At 45.1% G+C, this 21,001-nt stretch carries 20 protein-coding genes; 4 read left to right on the top strand and 16 right to left on the bottom strand.

Annotated elements, in window-relative coordinates:
* Positions 1–395 precede the first annotated feature (395 nt).
* Positions 396–2,369: a TerD family protein gene (locus tag QUB30_RS28360; RefSeq protein WP_333340662.1), complete on the top strand. Its 1,974-nt coding sequence runs from the start codon at positions 396–398 to the stop codon at positions 2,367–2,369.
* A 12-nt stretch (positions 2,370–2,381) separates the two neighbouring features.
* On the opposite strand, the gene hpsP is transcribed toward QUB30_RS28360, so the two are convergent.
* From hpsP to hisH, 9 genes are all read right to left on the bottom strand, one after another.
* A complete protein-coding gene (gene hpsP / locus QUB30_RS28355) occupies positions 2,382–3,596 on the bottom strand; it encodes a hormogonium polysaccharide biosynthesis glycosyltransferase HpsP (RefSeq protein WP_333340659.1) in 1,215 nt (404 codons plus the stop codon).
* Positions 3,597–3,643: 47 nt separating this feature from the next.
* A complete protein-coding gene (locus QUB30_RS28350) occupies positions 3,644–3,823 on the bottom strand; it encodes a hypothetical protein (protein WP_333340657.1) in 180 nt (59 codons plus the stop codon).
* On the bottom strand, positions 3,820–4,167 hold the full coding sequence (locus QUB30_RS28345) for a hypothetical protein (RefSeq protein ID WP_333340655.1): 348 nt from the start codon (positions 4,165–4,167) through the stop codon (positions 3,820–3,822). The genes QUB30_RS28350 and QUB30_RS28345 overlap by 4 nt, the downstream gene beginning before the upstream one ends.
* Before the next feature lie 44 nt (positions 4,168–4,211).
* Positions 4,212–5,381 carry a hormogonium polysaccharide biosynthesis glycosyltransferase HpsO gene (hpsO, locus tag QUB30_RS28340; RefSeq protein WP_333340652.1) on the bottom strand — a complete coding sequence of 390 codons (1,170 nt, stop codon included), beginning with the start codon at positions 5,379–5,381 and terminating at the stop codon, positions 4,212–4,214.
* Positions 5,382–5,408: 27 nt separating this feature from the next.
* Positions 5,409–6,383: a hormogonium polysaccharide biosynthesis glycosyltransferase HpsN gene (hpsN, locus tag QUB30_RS28335; RefSeq protein WP_333340649.1), complete on the bottom strand. Its 975-nt coding sequence runs from the start codon at positions 6,381–6,383 to the stop codon at positions 5,409–5,411.
* Positions 6,384–6,473: 90 nt separating this feature from the next.
* Entirely contained in the window at positions 6,474–8,027 is a 1,554-nt protein-coding gene (locus QUB30_RS28330; protein ID WP_333340647.1) for a glycosyltransferase family 39 protein, read from the bottom strand.
* 191 nt (positions 8,028–8,218) lie between these two features.
* Positions 8,219–9,679, bottom strand: a complete 1,461-nt coding sequence (gene glmM / locus QUB30_RS28325; RefSeq protein ID WP_333340644.1) for a phosphoglucosamine mutase — start codon at positions 9,677–9,679, stop codon at positions 8,219–8,221.
* A gap of 256 nt (positions 9,680–9,935) precedes the next feature.
* Positions 9,936–10,478, bottom strand: coding sequence for a 16S rRNA (guanine(966)-N(2))-methyltransferase RsmD (rsmD, locus tag QUB30_RS28320; protein WP_333340642.1), 543 nt, complete (start codon positions 10,476–10,478; stop codon positions 9,936–9,938).
* Positions 10,479–10,644: 166 nt separating this feature from the next.
* Positions 10,645–11,280, bottom strand: a complete 636-nt coding sequence (gene hisH / locus QUB30_RS28315; RefSeq protein WP_333340638.1) for an imidazole glycerol phosphate synthase subunit HisH — start codon at positions 11,278–11,280, stop codon at positions 10,645–10,647.
* Here hisH and QUB30_RS28310 point away from each other — a divergent pair.
* Positions 11,270–11,848 (top strand): pyroglutamyl-peptidase I family protein, encoded by a 579-nt coding sequence (locus QUB30_RS28310; protein WP_445300558.1) that lies wholly within the window; start codon positions 11,270–11,272, stop codon positions 11,846–11,848. The two genes, hisH and QUB30_RS28310, sit on opposite strands and share 11 nt — an antisense overlap.
* Positions 11,849–11,961: 113 nt before the next feature.
* Here QUB30_RS28310 and QUB30_RS28305 read toward each other — a convergent pair whose 3' ends face one another.
* From QUB30_RS28305 to lgt, 4 genes are all read right to left on the bottom strand, one after another.
* On the bottom strand, positions 11,962–12,444 hold the full coding sequence (locus QUB30_RS28305; protein WP_333039820.1) for a flavin reductase family protein: 483 nt from the start codon (positions 12,442–12,444) through the stop codon (positions 11,962–11,964).
* Positions 12,445–12,596: 152 nt separating this feature from the next.
* Positions 12,597–13,433 (bottom strand): dienelactone hydrolase family protein, encoded by an 837-nt coding sequence (locus QUB30_RS28300; RefSeq protein WP_333340635.1) that lies wholly within the window; start codon positions 13,431–13,433, stop codon positions 12,597–12,599.
* A 177-nt stretch (positions 13,434–13,610) separates the two neighbouring features.
* A complete protein-coding gene (gene cobM, locus QUB30_RS28295; RefSeq protein ID WP_333340631.1) occupies positions 13,611–14,417 on the bottom strand; it encodes a precorrin-4 C(11)-methyltransferase in 807 nt (268 codons plus the stop codon).
* Between the two features lie 120 nt (positions 14,418–14,537).
* Positions 14,538–15,431, bottom strand: coding sequence for a prolipoprotein diacylglyceryl transferase (gene lgt, locus QUB30_RS28290; RefSeq protein ID WP_333340629.1), 894 nt, complete (start codon positions 15,429–15,431; stop codon positions 14,538–14,540).
* Positions 15,432–15,792: 361 nt separating this feature from the next.
* On the opposite strand from lgt, the gene rlmN reads away from it, so the two are divergent.
* Entirely contained in the window at positions 15,793–16,902 is a 1,110-nt protein-coding gene (rlmN, locus tag QUB30_RS28285; protein WP_333340627.1) for a 23S rRNA (adenine(2503)-C(2))-methyltransferase RlmN, read from the top strand.
* Positions 16,903–17,282: 380 nt separating this feature from the next.
* On the opposite strand, the gene QUB30_RS28280 is transcribed toward rlmN, so the two are convergent.
* From QUB30_RS28280 to QUB30_RS28270, 3 genes are all read right to left on the bottom strand, one after another.
* Positions 17,283–18,392 carry a class I SAM-dependent methyltransferase gene (locus QUB30_RS28280; RefSeq protein WP_333340624.1) on the bottom strand — a complete coding sequence of 370 codons (1,110 nt, stop codon included), beginning with the start codon at positions 18,390–18,392 and terminating at the stop codon, positions 17,283–17,285.
* Entirely contained in the window at positions 18,385–19,056 is a 672-nt protein-coding gene (purN, locus tag QUB30_RS28275; RefSeq protein ID WP_333340621.1) for a phosphoribosylglycinamide formyltransferase, read from the bottom strand. The genes QUB30_RS28280 and purN overlap by 8 nt, the downstream gene beginning before the upstream one ends.
* 270 nt (positions 19,057–19,326) lie before the next feature.
* Complete coding sequence (locus QUB30_RS28270; protein WP_333340618.1) at positions 19,327–19,902, bottom strand: GNAT family protein; 576 nt, start codon at positions 19,900–19,902, stop codon at positions 19,327–19,329.
* 59 nt (positions 19,903–19,961) lie between these two features.
* Here QUB30_RS28270 and QUB30_RS28265 point away from each other — a divergent pair, with 59 nt between their 5' ends.
* Positions 19,962–20,852, top strand: coding sequence for a sugar ABC transporter permease (locus QUB30_RS28265; protein ID WP_333340616.1), 891 nt, complete (start codon positions 19,962–19,964; stop codon positions 20,850–20,852).
* Positions 20,853–21,001 lie beyond the last annotated feature (149 nt).

The raw sequence follows: 21,001 nt of genomic DNA, 5'->3' as shown, positions 1-21,001 counted from the left end.
TTGCTCCAATTACTCACGAGTGGGCAGCGGGAACTGCCGATGATTTGCAGTTTCCGGCTGGGGAGTTGGAGGTGGAGTCAGAACCGGAAGCGGAACAGTCTCGTCTGGAGCTTTTGGTAACTTTGTTACCTTGCCACTTAGTTCTGAAAATGCTGCAAACTAATGTCAAATTAAGTTCAATTGTAGAAACCTGTTTTGGCAGAAAGCCCGGTTTTTACTTACGTAATTCTCTCTAAGTAAATATCAATCTATTCGGAGACAGGCAGCAGATATTTTTAATCGATCCCGCGATTTGAGAAACTATGTTAAATTTCATTAATTAAAGAACTTATTGTGCCACTTAAAATTAAGATTAGGAGTATAAAATTTTAGGTTTAACAAATAAGCAGATGGTAATGCAATTAAGTAAGGGTGAGAGATTTAATATCTCTAAAGAAGCGCCCGGTTTAAAAAAAATGGCGATCGCCCTGGGTTGGCAGGCGACAGAGGCAGGACAAAGCTACGAGATTGATGTCTCTGCCTTTATGCTAGGTGCTGACGGCAAACTACCTAACGATAAATATTTTATCTTTTACAATAATCTGCAATCCTGTGACGGTTCGGTACTGCAATCTATTCCTGAGAAAAACAACCGAGGTCAAGAAAATAAGACTATTTACGGCGTTATTTTAGAGAAAATCAATCCTGAAATTGAGGAAATAACTTTTGCCGTCACTATTCACGAAGCAGATAAAATTAAAGCAAATTTTAGCAATATCAAAAATGCTTTTATCAAAATTACCAATTTGGATACGGGAAGCCAACTTGTTCGGTATGAATTAAAAGAGAATTTTTCGCGAGAGACTGCTGTAGAATTTGGTCGTTTGTATAAAAAGAATGGACAGTGGAGATTTCAGGCGCTAGGAGAAGGATATCAGGCAGGATTGCAGAGTTTGGTTGACAAGTATTACAGCGGAAATAGCAATAATATTGCTTCCATTAGTAGGGAGTTGACAGCGGGAATAGCAGCAGATGATTTGCAGTTGCCGGCTTGGGAGTTGGAGGTGGAATCAGAACCGGAAGCGGAACAGTCTCGTCAGACTCGAAGGGTACAACCATCACGACTTAACAATCAAGTTAATAATTCCCGAAGCCGCAAAATACCAGCAGCTTTATTAGCAAGTTTAGGCATTTTGACGTTGGGGACAGGTGCAGGGATGAGCGCCGTTATGGGATCGGGAAATGAAACGCTGAAGCAAGCGAACATACTGGCAGTTGAAACGCAGAATGCAGGGAAAGTCACCGATGTAAATCTGCTCAGAAGTTTCGATCGACGACTTAAAGAAACGATCGCCAATTTAGACAAAATTCCTAACTTCCCCGGCTTTGGGTATCAACAAGCTAGAGCTGATTTGCTGAAACTGCGCCCGAGTTTGGTTCCTGTACAGCAAAACTTACAGGCGGCAGAAAGTCTAGCAACGGCTCAAAAATTGGCGCTGGAAGCTGCTGTGGTTGTCCAAAAACCGCCTCATCCGATCGAAGTTTGGCAGCAGTCGCAAAGTAAATGGCAACAGGCGATCGCACTTTTAGAAGCGATCGATTCACGTACACCTGTTTATAATCTAGCTCAAAATAAGTTATCTAATTACCGGGCAAATCGCGCTGTTATCAGTCAAAGAGTTGCGCTCGCTCAAAAAGCTGCAAATTTCAGCAACCAAGGTTCTTTGAAAGTTCAAAAGGGAGATGTTCCGGGGGCGATCGCCAATTTTACTCAGGCTTTAACGTTGAATCCGAACATACCTCAAGCTTACCTCGGATTGGGGATTGCTACTTCAAAACAGGGAAACAAGCAGCAGGCAATTTACAATTACGATCGAGCGCTGCAATTTAATCCTAACTTGGCAGAAGCTTATTTCGGTCGCGGTCAAGCATACTATGAATTGGGAAACAAGCAAAAGGCGATCGGGGATTACGAACAAGCTATTCGCGTTAATCCTAATTATGGTTTGGCTTATTTGGAACGAGGTGCTATTCGCTGTATGCTGGGAACTAAATCGCCAGCAGTAGCAGACTTTCAACAAGCGGGAGAACTTTTCTTAAAGCAGGGAGACGGAAATAATTATAAATTAGCACAAAGCTTTATTAATGATTGTCAAGAACCGATTGCAGAGGCTGCAATCTGCGATTATCGAAGGAACATAGACTCCTTCGGCCGACCCTGCGGTCGATCTATTAATGTTCCCATTATAATTAGAAGAAAATCCGCGACTGTTACCTCAAACTCTGAGTCTACTGATATTAAAAGCAGTAGCAGCGTTGAAAAAATTTTGCCTGCAAATTCTGATAGCAGCAGCACAATAACTCGCAGCAGGAGAAGAAGTAAAAGGTAAACGGCTGTTGCATTAGTTAAGAGATGACAAAATCTGCTGGTAAGCATCGATGGTTTGCTGGGCGATCGCCTCCCAGTTATAATGCTTTTTGGCATACTCTTGGCCGTTCAATCCCCGGCGTTGACGCTCCTGTGGATTGAGAAGTGCTGATTTGATTGAATTGGCGATCGCCCCTACTTCCAAAGGCCCCACCCAACCAGCTTCTGCTTGCTGTATGTCTTCCGCAATATGTATGCGATCGGAAATGGCGACAGGTACACCGGCGGCCATCGCTTCTGCTACAGCAATGCCAAAGTTTTCGTAATAAGAAGGCAAGACAAATAAGTCAGCTTTTGTCAAGAGTTCAAGTTTTAAATCGCCGCTCACAAAGCCAGTTATTGTTGTGTGTTGTGCTAATATTGAATTCTGAATTTGTACTTTAATTCTTGTTTCATAACCAGCATCTTGGGGGTTTGAACCAGCTAAAATAAACTTAAAATTTATTCCCGATGCCAAAATACTTTCTAATGCTGTAATTAGCAAATCAAGCCCTTTCTTAGGTTCAATTCGCGACATAAATAAGATGATTGGCACTTGAGATTCCCGCAATCTCTTAGGAAACAAACCTGCTGTCACCCCCAATGGAATCACCAAATCCCGTGGCACAGGCATCTTGCCTGTGAAGTCCAAATCCTGTGGCACAGGCATCTTGCCTGTGCAGTTCAAACCAAATCTTTCTGAGATTTTAGCCTCTTCTTTACTTGTGAAGTGAATTGCGGCTGCCCCTGCTAAATTAGGGCGTTCTAAAAGCGTGGCATAAATCTGTTTCAAGTGCTTTTTTTTCTGCAAATCAGCGGGGTCAAGCATACCGCAGGGACGGATAATATACGGTAAGTGGCGATATCTAGCAATTGTGGCAGCAAAGGTAGTTACCGGTGAGAAAAGAGCGTGAATGTGGGCGAGGTCAAATTCCCGCGCATTTGCATTCAACCACTGCAATAAACTCAGAGAAAACTTATATCTGCGCCAGGGATAACAGCGGAAATAAATAATCTGATAGCCGTTTTGTTGTATTGGTTCATTGAGAGGAACATCTAAGGGAAGTTGACCGATATCTCCGTTAGAATCTGTGGTGATAATGGTGACATCAATGTTTTTGGCCGCGAGGGCCGCAGAAAGTCCGAGTACCATTTGACTCGGCCCGCCGTAGACGAGGGAAATTGAGGGGATAATTTGGAGAATTCGCATGGGGGATAGTTCTTTAAATCAAGATACCAACATCTCCCAGTACAAATTTAATTATCTGGAAAAGGCTGCCCGTCTAGCTGTTCAGCTTCCTCTCTCTTTGTGGCTGTAACTTGGGTATTGTGAGCCATTGTCTTGGAAAATTCATACATTTCACTGGCTTTAGCTTCCGCAGCTTTTACAATTTCAAGGATTTCCAGGAGTTGACTTTCATCTGGTAATTGTTTCATGGCAATGCTTCTAATCTCTCAATTACTTTGTCTATCATAATTCTCGATTCAGGAGCCATACGTAGCAAGGTTGCTAAATAATCTCCTGCTTTTTGAACATCTTCCTCGGGCACACCAGCCAGCAATATATTGTGCACAATGTTCTCTGCTTGTAAGCGAGTACCTGCTACGCAGAATTGAAAATTACTAATGCAAGAAAAGTATTGCATCAGTATTTCATTTTCTGGAAAACGAGACATTCCTGTTCTAAGTGCAAAAAGTCCCTGCGTGGCTTGGCTTTCGGTATCGTGCAGTACCTGGTAGAGTTCGTCAACCAAAGAGCGTATGTCGGAAGGAATAGACATTTACTACAGCTTGATATTTAACACTTGCATTATACTGCTAAAAATTACAACAATTCTTTGTAAAATTCTAACAACTGCTCAGCTAAAGCTTTATTGGTATAATTACTCATCGCTCTCTGATAACCCCGATCGCCCAAATCGGCCGCCAACTCCCGCCGCTGCATCAATTGCTGCAAACACTCGCGCAAAACCCCTGCATTTCCCTCGGGGAATATTAAGCCCGCATCGCCGATGACGTGGGGAATTTCCCCGCAGTCGGAACCGATAACCGGAATTTTACAGGCCATCGCTTCGATTAAAACGTGACCGAATTGTTCTTTCCAGCCCACAGTGGTCAAAGTTTTGAATTTATAGCTGGTTTGCGAAGGCAATACCAAACAGTTCATTAAGTTAATGTAGGGGGGAATTTCTTCGTGGGAAACGCTTTCTACCCAGATTATTCGGTCGCTGATTCCCCATTCAATACATTTTTCGGCGATGTTCGTCCGCAAAATTCCTTGTCCTACTAACAGCCACTTCCAAGAGATTTTTTTCAACCCTGCTAAGGCCTCAGCTAAAGTCAACAGTCCTTTTTCTTCGACAAATCGCCCTACAAACCCTACCACAAAATCGGTCGGTGCAATGCCGAACCTGCGCGATAAATCAGCGTCTTTAGCAGTAGGACGAAACAAAGTTTCATCTACTCCGAGTTGTGGCATTACTTTTACCGCACCTTGATAGCCCCGCTGCCGCAAAATTTTAGCTCCATCTAGATTGCCTGCAATAATTCCGTCGGTGTGCTGAAGATTGTAATTTTCTAATACTGAAACAGGCCAATTCAATTGATAAGGCAGATTCCACCAGGTAAATAATATATTTTTTGCTTGGAGTTTGAGCAGTTTATTTAATAAAATTAATTGAGCGCAAGCCAGAGACTTTGAACCTTGTTCAACTTGGGTGATCTGCGGTCTAAAGTTTTGCAAAAGTTTAATTAAATCTGTGCCAAAAGTTAGCAAGCCTTGATTGTTTTGACTAAAGTTGGAGACGGGGACTACTTGAAATGAACCCTTTTGATAAAATTTTGTTTCTATAATTTTATTTTGTACGCCTCCGGGTTTCCAATGCTGCGGCACTACAACTGTTACTTCAATATCGGGTTCTAGGCTTGCTAAGATCTTGAATTTTTCCCGGTTAATGTCCACAATATAGGTGTGACTGGCAACGAGAATTCTCATTTAGGGGAAGGGGGAAGGAATAGGGAATTATTGATCGTTAATATTGTCTTGATGGCTGTAAATTTGTCCATCATTCCACAGAGATTGAATTACTGTATTTATAGCACTGAGAAAACCCAAGATATAAAAAGCAAATCTAGTTATAATTTTAATCGGCGAGTGGCTTTTATAACAAGGCGGATTTCCCAAAATGTGGCAGTCAAAGAGTTTGGCAAAAAATCGCAGGCATTGAAAGGCTGTTAAATTTTTCAATCCCATTAGAAAGTGATTGTGATAGAATGTGATTTGATATTCGATCGATCGCGTGCTGACATCGTGACACCCGCCGCTCTCTTCCCCCAAGTGAACTAAACACGCATTGGGATCGTACCAAATTTTCATGCCAGTCGATCGCAATCTCAAACAAAAATCCGACTCCTCCCGCACCGCACTCCCTGTAAACCGCTCGTCAAACCTCAGCCCCCACTCGGCAAAAACCTGCCTGCGAAATGACATATTGCAGCCTCTAGCCGAGAGCACCTCCTGCGGTTTTACTGTATGTACCAAATCGATAAAATACCAGGCAATCCCGGCATCCATCGCTTCTAAGGGCAAATATTCGATCGCCAAATCGCCTCCAGAATTATCCAGTTTCATTCTGTCAAAAACCCGGCCCGCCACACATCCCACATCGGGTTTTTCTAAATAGTTGTCAGCGTGAGCCGCCAAAAAACCCTCTGGCAATTGTACATCATCATCAATAAATAAAATAATCTCTCCAACTGCGCGCCGCACTGCATAATTTCGAGCAGCAGGTAAACTCGCCCAATCTACTCTAAACCAGCGAATTTTGCCAGCATTTGCCAATTCGTGTAAATAAACTTGAGTTTCTGATTCGTGGTTGCGAGTTTGATCGATTACCAGCACTTCAAAATTCGGGTAATTTTGCCGCATCGCATCAGCCAATGTCTCTCGCAGGGGTTGCTCGCGGTTGTAGGTAGGTATCACAACAGAAATCATCATGTGCACTTGCCATTTTCCTTATTTCTCAACACGCCAAAGCCAGACATCACCCGGTTTGTAAATTGGTGTAATTTTATATTTTTGCACTTTTTATAGTTCAATTTGCAATGCTTCTGTAGCTCGGTAGAGAAATACATCGCTAAAACCATCAGGAATTTTAACTTGCTCGGGTTTAACTGCCAGCAAAAGCTGTACTTGCGGCTTCAGCAGATAGCTGACAGACAGTATTTTTCCTGTGATGTTATTGCCTCCGTGAGTGATTACTAAAGGTTTTTGGGATTGATTGACAATCGCCGCTACTTGCGGATTGTATTTAGTGCTAGAAGGATACTTGTTCCACCAAAGTTGCGACTGTGAGCTGACGGCACAAGAAACTATTCCACTCGATATTAGCGCTATTAAACCGAGCTGCCACAGCTTTTGTTGTCTGGGATTGCTGGCGGCTGCAATTTTAGCGGTGAATAGGTAGGCAACAGCTATCTGGATTGCTAAAATATAGGGAACCAGATAGCGATCGGCAACGCCTCGCACTGCTATCAATACTATCGCTGTAATTCCGATCGCTGTCAAGACAAACAGCCAAACTCGTTTGGGAGTTGAGCGGCAGAGCGAGTATATTGAATGTGCGATCGCTAACAGCAATAGGGCCGCTACAATCAGTCTGATTAAATTTGTAGCAATACCGCTCGAACACAATTTGATAATTCCGCCCGCCCAATGCGTGTCGATAAACATTCGGCAGGTGATGAGAATTAAAGGTTTAAGTGAAGATAGGAAAGACAGGGAAATGCGGGGTAAGCCTACTGTTGCTTCGATTTTTGGCGCGTTATAAAATAATATCCAAATCCAAGGAGCAAAAAGGATTGTTGCTGCCGCTGAAGCTAGTAAATAAGCAATTAATGTCTTGCAAAAATGCCAATTTTTAGTTAGAATTACATAGATGCCGTGGGCGAATATTACTAAAAAAAATAATAAACTAGAATAAAGTCCTAAAGTCAGGGCGATCGCATAAATAGACCAAATAGCCTTGCTCAATTTAGATGTCGCGGGAGATTTTTGTAGGGCGATCGCCCGCAGCAGAATTGCATTCGACAGCAAAACCAGGACTGCAAACATCATGTAGGGTCTTGCCTCTTGCGCGTACAAGACGTGAAAAGGTGAAACAGCAACGATTGTAACAGCCATCCATCCCGCAGACGCAGAGCCAAATAATTCCCAGCACAGCCAATAAACGCTGGGGAAAACTAACAAACTAATCCAAGCTGAAAGACTTCTGACAGTCCCTACTTGCGGGTCGAACAACTGCACCCAAAATCGGGCTAAAATAAAATACAGCGGCGACAGTTGAGGTTCTTCTGTAGCTAAACCTTTAACAGTATCCAACCAAGTCTTTTCGGGATTTATCTGCTGGTATTTCTGCTGCAAATCTTCGACGCTAATTATTTTACCTTGAAAATCTTGCTGCACCATTTCCGTCCAGGTGTAGCCAGAAATTCGCAGCGAGGTAATAGATTCGTCGAACGAGTAGACTTTGCGATCCAGATTAGTAAAGCGAAAAAATATCCCCGTTATTAATATGACGACAATTAAAAAATTTAACGAAATTAGATGCAGCCGCCCATTTTGAATTGATTTACTGTTCATAAAATCAGAAATGGGGAAATGAAGAAAGAAGGATTTAGTTATTTAGGAGAGAGGGAATAAGCAAGAGATAATAAAGAATGAGAGATTGGTTTCAATATCCCCTATATTTATCTAGAGGCTTCTTTATTCTTCCTTATTTATTATTCCCTCTTGCTTATCCCTTCTTCCTTCAGATTAATTCCCCATTTCCATCAGATAGCTATGTGTTGCTGAACGGCTAAAACTAAATTTTCAGTCCAGAAATTAGCCAATTCGGCGCTGGCAGCTTCCACCATAACTCGCATTAGCGGTTCAGTGCCAGAAGCGCGCACCAAAACCCGTCCCTGTTCTCCCATTGCTGTTGTAGCACGTTCGATCGCCCTTTGCATTGCCTCGCACTCGTGCCATTTCAGGCGTTTTTCGCGATCGTCCACCCGAATATTTCGCAGCAACTGCGGATAAGTTTGGAAACTGCCACTTACCAATTGTGCCAAAGATTGCCCGGACTGGCGCACCAGCGAAGCCAAATGCAAAGCTGTCAGCAAACCGTCGCCGCTGATACCATAATGCGGACAAAGAATGTGTCCAGACTGTTCGCCGCCCAACATCGCACCGGTGCGCTGCATTTCAGCGTGAACGTACTGATCTCCGACGTTGGTTCTAGTTAGTTTGCCGCCCAATTCTTCCCAAGCTCGCTCGAAGCCGAGGTTAGCCATTACAGTAGAAATAATTAAATTGGACGGTAACTGTTGGGAGTCGCGCAACTGCCGGCCCCACAGATAAAGAATGTAATCGCCGTCAATCGATCGACCTTGGTTGTCAACACCCAAAACTCGATCGGCATCGCCGTCAAAAGCAAATCCCAAATCGGCATCGTGTTCCAAAACAGCCGCTTGCAAACAGTCGAGATGAGTAGAACCGCAGTTAACATTAATACGATCGCCATCAGGAGAGTCGTGCAAACAGATAACCTCCGCCCCCATTTGCGCGAACACCGCCGGCCCCAAACCCGCAGCGGCCCCCCAAGCCAAATCCAAAACTATCCGCATTCCCTCCAAATTCATCTGTTGCAGCGAATCACAGAGCGAAGTGGCATAATCTTTAACCAACTCAGACCGATGGTAGTGGTGTCCCCAAGCCAAGCTAGCAACCGGAACCTTTGCCCCCCGGATTCCGGCTTCGATTTGTTCCTGCAACTGCTGCGACAGCTTCGAGCCGTTTGAGTCGAAAAACTTAATGCCGTTGTCTTCTGGGGGATTGTGAGAAGCCGAAATCATCACTCCGCCGACCGACTCCGAAACGCTTGCCAGATAAGCAACGCAGGGAGTGGGACACAAGCCCAAATTCCAAACTTCTAAACCGGCGGCTGTCAAACCCGCTGACAGTGCCATTGCCAGCATATCGCTGGAATTCCTGCTGTCTTGCCCCAAAATCACAGGCCCCTGGTTGGGGGAATGTTGCCGTAGAACTTGTCCAGCCCAGAAGCCCACTTGCAGGGCTAGGGGTGCATTAAGCAATTCTCCAACTTTCCCGCGAATGCCGTCTGTGCCGAAGAGTTTGGTATTGGGCAGGGGGAGGCTATCTCCCAGCAGAATCGTATCGCGTTTGGCTGGCTGTACCGAGTTAGCAGCCGGAAACTCGCTGCCACGAGGGCGCGAAGGTGTCTGAACCATATTCACTCCTTTAGGAATATTCACACTCACACTTTGGGTTCATGTTACAACTGAAAGTCTTTATTTTCAGCCTAAACTCCATTTATTTCGTCAATCGCTCAAGCAACTTGCTCTGACAACCTACGCACAAAGCTTAACTTCATCGGAAAAATTTGTATTGTATCCAAGGGAAAAACTTTTAGTCCCGGGCGCGCCAACGCCATGAAACCCGGTTTCTTTCTGCGTCGAGGAGTGAGGCTGCTGCTGTTTGAGCCTGTCAGCCACTGCGTGTGTAGAAGGTTAATGCTGTATTGCCGTATATTTTATGGCGGCAAATTTCTAGACCGGAAATCGGTTGTATCGATCGCTCCGGGCTGTGTTCGATCGCGATTTCGCCGAGGAGTGCTAGCATTTCTTGGCTGGCGATCGTGTTTAACACAGGTTCGTACAAGTCGCTGGCGTAGGGGGGATCGAAGTAAATGCGATCGAACTGCTGCCCCGCTAGTGTTGCCAACTTCGCCGTCGCGTTTCCCCGCAGTATTTGGAATGTTTGGGACGAGTCTGCTACTTGCTCCCAGTTTTCGCGGATAATCGCACAAGCTTTCGCCGACTGTTCGATGCCAGTGACACTCGCGGCTTGACGACACAAAGCTTCTGCACCCATCGAACCGCTGCCTGTACAAATGTCAAGCCATCTGCAATCTGCGATCGTCCCTTGCCAAATATTAAATAAAGCTTCTCTGACTCGCGAAGGTGTAGGGCGAGTTGCGAGTCCCGGCAGGGTTTTGATTTGGCGATTGCCACAGATTCTTAAACTCATTTAGGAAGAAGGAAGTTCGGCAACGGATTCTGTAACGGATGTAACGGATGTAACGGATGTCAGTCCGATGGAAGTCCGAAGAAGGAAGAAGGAAGAAGGAAGAAGAGTTTTAAAAATGTCAAACCCGGTTTCGGCAATCTACCGGGTTTTTCAAGACTCATGCCACCTAAGCAGGTACTTTTTCCCTCACCCGACTGACAAAATTTGACAGCATTTGCAATCCCGTAGTCGAAGACTTTTCCGGGTGAAATTGCACGGCCATCAAATTGTCTTTAGCTATAGCCGCCGTCACGTTTTGACTACCGTGAGTCACAATTGCCGATCGCACTTCCAAATCCACCGGATCGACATAATAAGAATGCACGAAATAAACCCAAGGATCGGACGGTAAATTTTCCCACAACGACAAATTCTGCTGAGTAAATTGCAATTGATTCCATCCCATGTGGGGAATTGTCAAACCCGGTTCCGAGCGAAACCGGCGCACTTTTCCCGCAATAACGCCCAATCCCGGTTCTACACCTTCTTCCGAACTTTCCAACAGAATTTGCATACCCAAACAAATGCCTAAAAAAGGTTTTCGCGAGGCGATCGCCCTTTTTATCGGTTCTATCAAATTGCGCGATCTTAAATTCTGCATTGCCGGGTCAAAGGAACCAACTCCCGGCAAAACCACCGCATCAGCCTGCTCGATTATAGCAGGAGAATCTGTAATTTTTGGCACTGCACCCACATTTTCCAAGCCTTTACAGACTGAGTGCAGATTGCCCATGTCATAGTCTACTACTGCAATGACAGACATTGACTTACTTGCCTTATATTATCAATATCAGTATTATTGCACAAATATGACGGCGAAAATCCTGCTAACCTCATTTGATACTTGGCTTCCCCATCAGCAATCCAACTCTTCGGACGACTTATTAGACAAGATTTCCCAAATCAAATCTTTGCCTGATTCCCTGACTTTTTTGAGGAAACTGCCAGTAGATTTTCAGCTAGCACCTAATTTAGCGATCGCCCAAATCAATCAACTCCAACCCGATACTATTATCTGCTGTGGCATGGCCGAAAGCAGGCAAAAATTAACCGTAGAATCTTGCGCTTGTTGCGATCGCGACATTCGGAAAACCGCAGTTAATCTCGAACCGCTGGTCGCTGATTTAGCTGCCACAGAAATCAGTCACGAAGCCGGAAAATTTGTATGCGAAGCCCTATATTATGCGGTTTTAAAACATATTTGCGATTCTCAAATAGCCGCTCAATGTATTTTCGTCCACGTACCAATTTTAACTCCAGACAACGCTGAGAGAATTGTCGCCGATTTTTTATTAGTTATGCGACGGCTAACTCTCGCAAGTAATAAATAGGTCGCTCTAATTCAACTTATAAATTTGTTTACTATTCAGAAACCCGGACTTTTAAAGAAACCGGGTTTCTCAGTGTTAGTTTTTTTTACTAACAACTGCCAACTGCCAAGTCTTTAGCCGCCGTAATTCCAACCCGTGCTTTCTAGCAGCAACGGATTGCCCTCGCGGTGGACGCCTGCAGCCACAACTTCTCCCACATAAACCGTGTGATCCCCGTGTTCCACAGCACCGACAACTTTGCACTCGACGTAACCCAGAGAATCCGAGATAATCGGACAACCAGTTTCCGCGCCGGGATAAAATTCTACATCCTCAAATTTATTGCCAACGCGGCGCTGCTGCTTGAAGAATTTCTGGGCTAAGTCTTTCTGTTCTGCTTCTAGGAAACTCAAAGCAAAGACACCGCTAGCTTTGATCATGGCGTGGGATTTGGAGTCTTGCTTGACGCAGTTGACAACTAACGGAGGGGTAAAGGAAGATTGCATCACCCAGCTAGCGGTGAAACCGTTGACTTCCTCCCCGTCTTTGACACCGCAGATGTACAATCCGTGAGGGATTTTCCGCAAGATGGTCTTTTTAGCTTGTTCGTCTAGCACGGGCTTACCTGTTCGATCGATAATTCTACACCGCCCAGTTTACCAATGTCGGGCCCACAAACCCACCTGTCTTAAGGGCTATTCGCTAATATTGCCTTTTTCGAGCCCAAACTTGACACCCGTTTTAAGTGAAAATTAACAACTCACAACTATTATGAAACTCCATACTTTTTAAACCAATCTTGCATCCGTTTCCAACCATCCTCAGCTTCTTTTTTCCGGTAACTGGGGCGATAGTCGGCGTTAAAAGCGTGCGGCGCATCTGGATAAAGCACAATTTCGGAACCGCTGCTGCCAGTTTTGAGAACTTCCCGCATTTTCTCGACTGTATCGTTGGGAATTGACTCGTCTTTGCCGCCGTAAAGCCCCAATACAGGCACTTTCAAACTGGCTGCAATGTCGATCGGCTGTTTGGGAGTTAAATCCGTAGAATTGCCAACCAAACGCCCGTACCAAGCCACTCCTGCTTTGACTTTCGGGTTGTGGGAAGAGTACAGCCAAACTATTCTGCCACCCCAGCAAAATCCTGTAATTCCCAACTTATTAGTATTGCCTTTTCCTGACTTTTGTGCCCACTCTACGGTTGCATCTAAATCGGACATAACTTGAGCGTCAGGAACTTTCGAGACAACTTTACTCCTAATTTCTTGAATGTCGGTCATTTTAGAAACATCACCTTGACGGGCAAACATTTCTGGGGCGATCGCTAAATAACCTAATTTGGCCAAACGGCGGCAAATATCTTGAAGGTGGGCGTGAACTCCGAAGATTTCTTGAATTACTAAAATTACTGGAAAATTGCTGCCGCTGGCTGGCATGGCTCTGTATGCTGGAATTGAGCCGTCTTTTACGGGAATTTTTACCTCACCTGCAACTAAACCAGCAGCATCCGTATTGATAACGGCAGCCGCCAGAGGATGAACTGCTAAAGTAAATCCGGCGCTTAATGCGGTGACAATGATAAATTGTCTGCGAGTTAAATCAGTCATGGCGATTTTAGATTTTAGATTTTAGATTTTAGATTGGGGAATTGGGAATTGGTAATTGGTTATTGGTTATTTCATAATTGCTCCTTATTCCCTCTTCCGACTTCCATGAGACTGACATCCGTTACATCCGTTACAGAATCCGTTGCCGAACTTTCTTCCTGACATCCGTTACATCAGTTACAAAATCCGTTGCCGAACTTCCTTCGATGCTCGGAAAAGCCGATCGTGCTCTGGATGGTACAAGCGCGATCGCCCTTCTGCTGATTTTCCCAACGCCGGACTAATCACATACATTGTCGTTCTCAGCAAATTATTTTCACGGGTAGCAACGGCCATTTGGTCAAGGGGAACTAGCACAATTTTTTCATCTGGCCAGCCCAACCGATAACAAATCGCTACAGGCAAATCCGAGGGGTAATGTTCCATCAATTTAGCTTGAGCTTGTTCGACATGGCGGGCACTCAAATACAGGCACAAACTCGCTTGATGAGCCGCTAAACTCGCCAATTCTTCGCGTTCTGGTACTTCGGTTCTGCCGCTAATTCGCGTCAAAATAATTGTCTGCACAACTCCCGGAACTGTCAACTCAATTTTAAGTTTAGCGGCAGCAAGTTGGAAAGCGCTAATTCCCGGAATTACCTCAAAAGCAATTCCCTCCGAGGCCAAAGCTTGCATTTGTTCGCCGACGGCCCCGTAGAGACAGGGATCGCCGGAATGGAGACGGACGACGCTTTTTCCGTCGCGCACTCGTTCCACCATCAAAGGTACAATCTCTTCGAGGGTCTTATCCGCAGTTTGGATCACTTCAGCATCCGCGCGCACCCCCTGCAAAATTTGCTTTGGGACTAAGGAATCAGCAAATAATATGACATCAGCCGCAGCCAGTAATTTTTGAGCCTTAACAGTCAACAAATCCGGGTCTCCCGGGCCTGCACCTACAATGTATACCCCTGGAATTAGGGCTTCAATCTCTGTGAAACTCATGGCTGCTAAAAAATTTGCTAAATTTACGGACGCTTCCGGATGTACCTATTTTAGTTGGAAGTAAGAGATGGTAGATGCACCCTGGTTTTGAACCCTAGAGACTAACCTCTCTGGGGTTTTTTATTGATCCTCTGGCAATTTCGGAGCGATCTTTGCCCGATCGTTATTGGGGGAGACAACATCGGGTAAAGGTCGATCGAGCAAATAAAGCCAAGCCAACCCGCCCAACCCTAAAACGATCCCAGTCAAGCTTACCATTTGCGCCGTCCGCAGCGGCCCGAACATCAAACTATCAGTCCGCAACCCTTCAATCCAGACTCTACCGCAACTGTAAGCTGCGATATAAACCAAAAATAAAGCACCAGTTTTCAAGCGAATTTTGCCCTGCAAATCGCGGAAAAATAAAGTTAGAAGCAACCCAAATACTGTCAAATTCCACAGGGATTCGTAGAGAAATGTGGGGTGGAAGTATTCAAAATTAGCGTAGGCGGGCGGGCGGCTGTTTGGCGGAATATAGAGTTTCCAAGGCAAATCCGTAGGACTGCCAAAAGCTTCGGAGTTAAAGAAATTTCCCCAGCGTCCGATCGCCTGACCGAGTATTGCCGAAGGCGCGATTAAATCTGCCAATTGCCAAAAAGAAACTCGCTGAATTTTCGCAAAAATTAAAGCTGCGATCGTGCCGCCCAAAATCGCCCCGTGAATGGCAATTCCGCCTTTCCAAATCGCAATAATATCTTCAGGCCTCTGGGCGTATTGCTGCCACTCGAAAGCCACGTAATAAATTCGAGCGCAGGGAATAGCGCCCAGAACCAGCCAAATTGCCAAATCACCCAACAATTCCGGGTTGACGCGGCGTTTTTGGGCCAAGTATTGGGACAGACTGACCCCAATCAAGACGGCAGAAGCTATTAACAGCCCGTACCAGCGAATGGCTACGGGGCCGAGTTGAAAGATAATTGGGCCCGGCGATGTAAATTGAAACGCTAAGGGCAGCGCAAGAATATTTAGCACCATAAAAGTTGCATTAATTGTGATGGAAAGCTGTCAAATTTGCATACCCTTTAACAAACTCCAGAGTTTATTTTAGGTGGCTGCGGTCATTTACACGCAATATTTGGGGAATTTTACCAAAAATTAACTGGATTCTTGATTCTGCATATTTCTGTTTTGAGTTTTCTTTGTGAGTCCACAATAAGAGCCCCCTAACCCCCCTTTTTAAAGGGGGGAACCGGATTATTCTTAAAGTCTCCCTGATTAAGGGGGATTTAGGGCGCTCGAGATTCCGCCTTCTGCATAAGTACCTTCAGGAGGATTAACGGCAGCTTTGGTCGAGAAGTTTTAAGATAGAGGGTGGCTTTAAATTTTCTGATGACTTATGTCTCCTACTTCCGTTTCTCAGGTGTACTCTTCTGGTAATCCCAGGGGCGCGAATCAGTCTCGCAAGACTGCTGCTTTGGCTGTTGAGTCGGGTAAAATTCCGCCCTTGCTGGGGGCGAGTTTGGCTGAGTTAACGGAGTGGGTGCAGCAGCAGGGACAACCGGCTTATCGGGGAAAGCAGTTGTACCAGTGGATTTATGAGAAAGGTGCGCGATCGATCTCTGACATTTCTGTATTCTCGAAACAGTGGCGCGAGACTGTTGCTAAAATCCCGATCGGGCGATCGACCATTCACTATCGATCTGTCGCACCAGACGCCACCGTAAAGTATCTCTTAAAATTGGCAGACGGTCAAATCATTGAAACAGTCGGCATTCCCACCGATAAACGGCTGACTGTCTGCGTCTCAGCCCAAGTTGGCTGCGCGATGGGCTGCGACTTTTGCGCTACCGGAAAAGGCGGTTTCAAGCGCAATTTAGAAAAACACGAAATCGTCGATCAAGTTTTGACAGTACAGCAAGATTTCGGCCGCCGAGTCAGCCATATCGTATTTATGGGAATGGGCGAACCCCTGCTGAATTTCGATAATGTTGTAGCTGCTGTCAAGTGTTTGAATCAAGACGTAGGAATTGGACAGCGAAATATCACGATTTCTACAGTAGGAATTCGCAATCGCATCAGCCAACTAGCCGAACATCAACTGCAAGTTACCCTCGCCGTCAGCCTCCACGCTTCCAATCAAAGATTGCGCGAAGAGTTAATTCCTAGCGCCCGCCCTTATCCTTTGGGTGAGTTAATCGCAGAATGTCGGGAATATGTGCGATCGACGGGGCGCAGATTGAGTTTTGAATACGTGCTTTTAGCAGGTGTGAATGACTTACCGGAACACGCAGCCGAGTTAGCAACTCACTTGCGCGGTTTTCAGTGTCACGTCAATTTGATTCCTTACAATCCGATTCAGGAAGCTGAATACAAGCGACCGACTCCAAATCGAATTAACAGTTTTGTTGCGACTTTGAAGGAAAAGAAAATTGCAGTTAGCGTGCGGTATTCTCGCGGCTTAGAAGCAGATGCAGCCTGCGGACAATTGCGGGCATCCGAGGTTTAGGATTGGATTTTTAACCGCTAAAAATTTTTGTAGGGTGCGTTAGACCTGAGATGTTGCACCATTCTCAATTAGCCTTTTGCGGGCGGGCAGGATGCCCACCCCACAAGAAAACTCCATCTTTGTGGAACAGGCATCTTGCCTGTTCTTGAGAATGGTGCAAGATGTGAGTTAGACCGCGTTATTTTATCAATCATCGATAAACTAAATTGTGACCGAAAGCATTCAGGATACAAGCCCCCGGATTCATCCGTCCAGAAATAAAAAACCTGTATCCGATGAAACTTGCCCCCCGAATTTATCCGTGGGGTCAATGCTTCGATTCTTGAATCTAAAATCTAAAATCTAAAATCTAAAATCGATTGACGCACCATACTAACTCTCTACAAGCGTTTAACAAGTATCCACCGCAACTCTAACGGCGGTGTTTGTTGCACAGAAAATAAATCCCGCCCGCTAGCCCAACTGACAAACCAAGGTGTCGGCGGCCACGCAGAGTCAGGCAAATGTTTTTGTTCGTATTCAATCACAGATTCATCAGAAATAATTTCTAACGGCAAACCCTCTATTGCTGCTTGCAATTCTTGTCGGGTAATCAGATAAGACCAACACAATTCAGACATTTGTTTTGCCATTTCATCGGGTTCGTACCCATCTACAGCTAAGAAAGCACTGAATAAGATAAACCCGCCGCTTAAAACAGCATCTGACATTTTGCCGAGGAAAAGACGAATTTGTTCGGGGTAGCGGAAATGAGAGAGAACTTCGGTAGCAATGGCTAATTTGTACCGATAAGTTTTCATCCTCAATAATGGATCTAAAACGTCGCCTTGGGTGACATTGATCGGCAAGTTTTCGGCGGTGGCTGCTGCTGATAGTTTCTCGGCAAATATCGGTGTTAGTTCGATCGCATCCACGGAATGACCTAACCTTGCTAAAGGCAAACTATTCCGCCCTGGGCCCGCACCGACATCTAAAATAGGTGCTTTTCCCGGTTCGCCTAATTCGGCGGCAATGGCGATGACTTTGGCATCGGGATGGCTGCCGAATAAAGGTTCGGGGCGAATATCCGGCCAGCTATGATATTTCTGGGCCATTGATTCGATTTGAATCTTGGTATTCAGAGTAATGCCGCCGGCTAAACCGCTTTGGGAATTGGCGGGAAAATATGAAACTATTAGATTAGCGTGGGGGGAATTTTTGAATCCTTCTGCTAAGGCGTTGGCGATTAATGTTCGCAAGTTTTCGGCTTGGGCAGCGTCGATGTTTTGTCCGAGAATGTTTAAGAAGTCTGACAGTAATTTAAGATAGTCATCTAGCATCGATGGCAAGCAAGGCAGATAGAATTCTCCCTTGAGGCCGATGCTCCTTTTGAGCCTTTCTTTGAGAATTAATTTCAGGCGATTGCAGTCTGTCAACGGCGGGCCTGTTTCGGGTGATTCGCTGACGGGCAATGCAGGGATAGATGCGGCACTGGTGAGGTTTTTAGTCACAATATTTTCGATTAGATTCGGCAATAAGTGCGATCGCACCGAGCATAATCTTGTGCTCTTGCACCTGAATTCGAGCGTGCAGTGTTTCTGCGGTATCATCAGGCAATACTGGCACCGCAGCCTGCATTAAAATCGGCCCGCTGTCTACTTCTAAACGGGCGATATGCACCGTACATCCGGTGATTTTAACCTTAGCGGCCAGTGCTTGATCCACGGCGCGAATTCCTGGGAAACTCGGCAGTAAGCTGGGGTGAATGTTAATAACGCGATCGGGAAAAGCATCCAGCAAAACTTTGGTAACAATTCGCATCCAACCCGCCATCACTACCCATTCTATATCATACTCTTGAAAAGTTTTGACAATTTTTGTATCTAATTCTTCGCGGCTTTTGCAGTCGCGGTGATTGAGCAGAATCGAGGGAATGCCATATTTTTCGGCTCTGGCTGCGGCTTTGGCTTCGGGGTTGTTGTAAATTAATACTGGGATTTTAGCGTTGAGTTGTTGATTTTGGATGGCTTGGGCAATTACCTCGAAGTTGCTGCCGCTTCCTGATGCTAAAACTCCTAATTTTAATGGAGGATGGGCCGGATCGAGCCCACTTTTGCCAATCTCAGGAGAAATCAGGCAGGCATTGGAATTAACAGATACTGGATTAGCGGTCATTCGATTTTAGATTTTAGATTTTAGATTTTGGATTGACCCCACGGATAAATTCGGGGGCTTGAGGATTTTAGATTTTAGATTTTGGATTGATTCCACGGATAAATCACGTGGCGGGTACCATCAAGAAATTCTTGGTCATAAAGATAAAAACTATTCACTCGTCTTCTACAATACAGCTAAAGGGTAAGGTGTGCTTCGGCGCAGTCTACATGGAGATATTGTGTAAGTCCTAAGTATATTATTTTTTTTCGCTGACCTACTGATTCAATTCTATTCTACAATATTCTCAAAAAACTCTTCCCTGAGAATCGAATAAATTTTTAGATCCCAATATCTGTCTTTCACAAATAGGTGCTGTCGCAATATCCCTTCCCTTTGCATCCCCACTTTTTCCATCACCCTAGCGGAAGCAATATTGTTAACTTCACATCGAGCCATAATTCGATTCAGCAACATCTCCCGAAAGCCGAATTCAATAACTGCATTAACAGCCTCGCTCATGTATCCTTCTCCCCAATATCTCCTAGAAAGTGCGTAGCCAATTTCCGCGCGGCTGTGCGTCATACTCCATTCCACAAATCCGCAAGTCCCGATAAACTTTTTCTCGGCTTTGTGGACAATTCCCCAATCTACAAGCTCTCGTCTTTTGTACATTTTAGTAAGTGACCTGAGAAAGTATTTAGTGTCTTCGAGCGAGGTGTGAGTTGACCACATTGTGTATTGTGATACTTCGGGATTTGAGGCATACTCAAACATATCGCTCGCATCGTTTAAAGTAATTTTTCGGAGCAGGAGCCTTTCAGTTTCTATAGTGGGTAAATGAGCTAATATATCGAGAAGGTTCATTTTGACATTGACCTAGATTGTGATACCATTTAAAACTAAAAGCTAAAATTTACAAGCCAATGGTTCGGATTAAATTTGGGCGTTTTAACTGGTTGGATAATGATGCGCTCGCAGCTTGGACTTTCCTGGCCCCAGCTTTGCTGTTTCTGGGTACTTTTTTGATTTGGCCGATCGCCTATTTATTTTACCTCAGCTTTACCAGCGGCAGCTTTACCCAGTCGGGAGTGCGTTGGATTGGCTTCAACAACTACTGGCGTCTAGTCACAAACCCGGATTTCTGGCAAATTATCCAAAATACGCTCTATTTTACTACTGCAACCGTCATTCCCAGTTTAGTGATTCCATTGGGCTTAGCAGTTTTGCTAAATCGCTCGTTTGCTTGGCGAGGAACTCTCCGCACCGCTTATTTTATTCCTTCGATTACCTCTTTAGTTGCAGTTGGCTTGGGTTGGCGGTGGTTGTTTCAAACCGAAGGCCCGGTGAATAGTGTGTTAATGGCGATCGGCTTAAATCCAATTCCTTGGCTTAGCAGCACAGTTTGGGCAATGCCTGTGATAATTCTGCTCAGTGTTTGGAAACAATTAGGCTTTAATATGGTAGTATTTTTAGCAGGATTGCAAGCAATTCCGGTAAATCGTTACGAAGCCGCAGAATTAGATGGAGCTAATGCTTGGCAGCAATTTTTGTACATCACTTTACCCGGTTTGCGGCCGACTTTAGTATTTGCTACCGTCACTACTGCTATTTTTACTCTGCGGAGTTTCGAGCAAGTTTACGTCATCACCGGCGGCGGCCCTTTGAACTCTACTAATTTGCTAGTTTATTATATTTACGAGCAAGCTTTTTCGCAATTTGATTTTGGCTATGCAGCCGCTGCGGCAACTTTCCTGATGGCTGTAGCTTTGCTATTAGTTTATTTACAACTAAAAGTTTGGGGCGAAGATTCTTGAGCTCGTGTCCGGTAGCATCCTTTGTGTATGGGCGGGACGGGTTTACGAGATTGTTTGTTTTAGTCATAGATAGTTGGTAAAACCCGCCCCTTGTATCTTAAAAGAGTCAGGCGATAGATCGCTACGTCAGTCAGTCGATCGCGACACCA

The organism is Microcoleus sp. BROC3 (genome assembly GCF_036702515.1).
Lineage (GTDB): Bacteria > Cyanobacteriota > Cyanobacteriia > Cyanobacteriales > Microcoleaceae > Microcoleus.
Note: the sequence above shows the minus strand (reverse complement) of the source record. Positions and strands in the feature narration are given on the sequence as shown.

Bases quoted from the DNA above. Each gene is read 5' to 3' on its own strand.
- purN (WP_333340621.1), bottom strand. From the start codon at position 19,056: ATGACCGCTAATCCAGTATCTGTTAATTCCAATGCCTGCCTGATTTCT.
- rlmN (WP_333340627.1), top strand. From the start codon at position 15,793: ATGTCTCCTACTTCCGTTTCTCAGGTGTACTCTTCTGGTAATCCCAGG.
- QUB30_RS28270 (WP_333340618.1), bottom strand. From the start codon at position 19,902: ATGAACCTTCTCGATATATTAGCTCATTTACCCACTATAGAAACTGAA.
- QUB30_RS28360 (WP_333340662.1), top strand. From the start codon at position 396: ATGCAATTAAGTAAGGGTGAGAGATTTAATATCTCTAAAGAAGCGCCC.
- QUB30_RS28300 (WP_333340635.1), bottom strand. From the start codon at position 13,433: ATGACTGATTTAACTCGCAGACAATTTATCATTGTCACCGCATTAAGC.
- QUB30_RS28345 (WP_333340655.1), bottom strand. From the start codon at position 4,167: ATGTCTATTCCTTCCGACATACGCTCTTTGGTTGACGAACTCTACCAG.
- hpsO (WP_333340652.1), bottom strand. From the start codon at position 5,381: ATGAGAATTCTCGTTGCCAGTCACACCTATATTGTGGACATTAACCGG.
- QUB30_RS28310 (WP_445300558.1), top strand. From the start codon at position 11,270: ATGACAGACATTGACTTACTTGCCTTATATTATCAATATCAGTATTAT.
- hpsN (WP_333340649.1), bottom strand. From the start codon at position 6,383: ATGATGATTTCTGTTGTGATACCTACCTACAACCGCGAGCAACCCCTG.
- QUB30_RS28265 (WP_333340616.1), top strand. From the start codon at position 19,962: ATGGTTCGGATTAAATTTGGGCGTTTTAACTGGTTGGATAATGATGCG.
- hpsP (WP_333340659.1), bottom strand. From the start codon at position 3,596: ATGCGAATTCTCCAAATTATCCCCTCAATTTCCCTCGTCTACGGCGGG.
- QUB30_RS28350 (WP_333340657.1), bottom strand. From the start codon at position 3,823: ATGAAACAATTACCAGATGAAAGTCAACTCCTGGAAATCCTTGAAATT.
- cobM (WP_333340631.1), bottom strand. From the start codon at position 14,417: ATGAGTTTCACAGAGATTGAAGCCCTAATTCCAGGGGTATACATTGTA.
- glmM (WP_333340644.1), bottom strand. From the start codon at position 9,679: ATGGTTCAGACACCTTCGCGCCCTCGTGGCAGCGAGTTTCCGGCTGCT.
- hisH (WP_333340638.1), bottom strand. From the start codon at position 11,280: ATGTCTGTCATTGCAGTAGTAGACTATGACATGGGCAATCTGCACTCA.
- rsmD (WP_333340642.1), bottom strand. From the start codon at position 10,478: ATGAGTTTAAGAATCTGTGGCAATCGCCAAATCAAAACCCTGCCGGGA.
- lgt (WP_333340629.1), bottom strand. From the start codon at position 15,431: ATGGTGCTAAATATTCTTGCGCTGCCCTTAGCGTTTCAATTTACATCG.
- QUB30_RS28330 (WP_333340647.1), bottom strand. From the start codon at position 8,027: ATGAACAGTAAATCAATTCAAAATGGGCGGCTGCATCTAATTTCGTTA.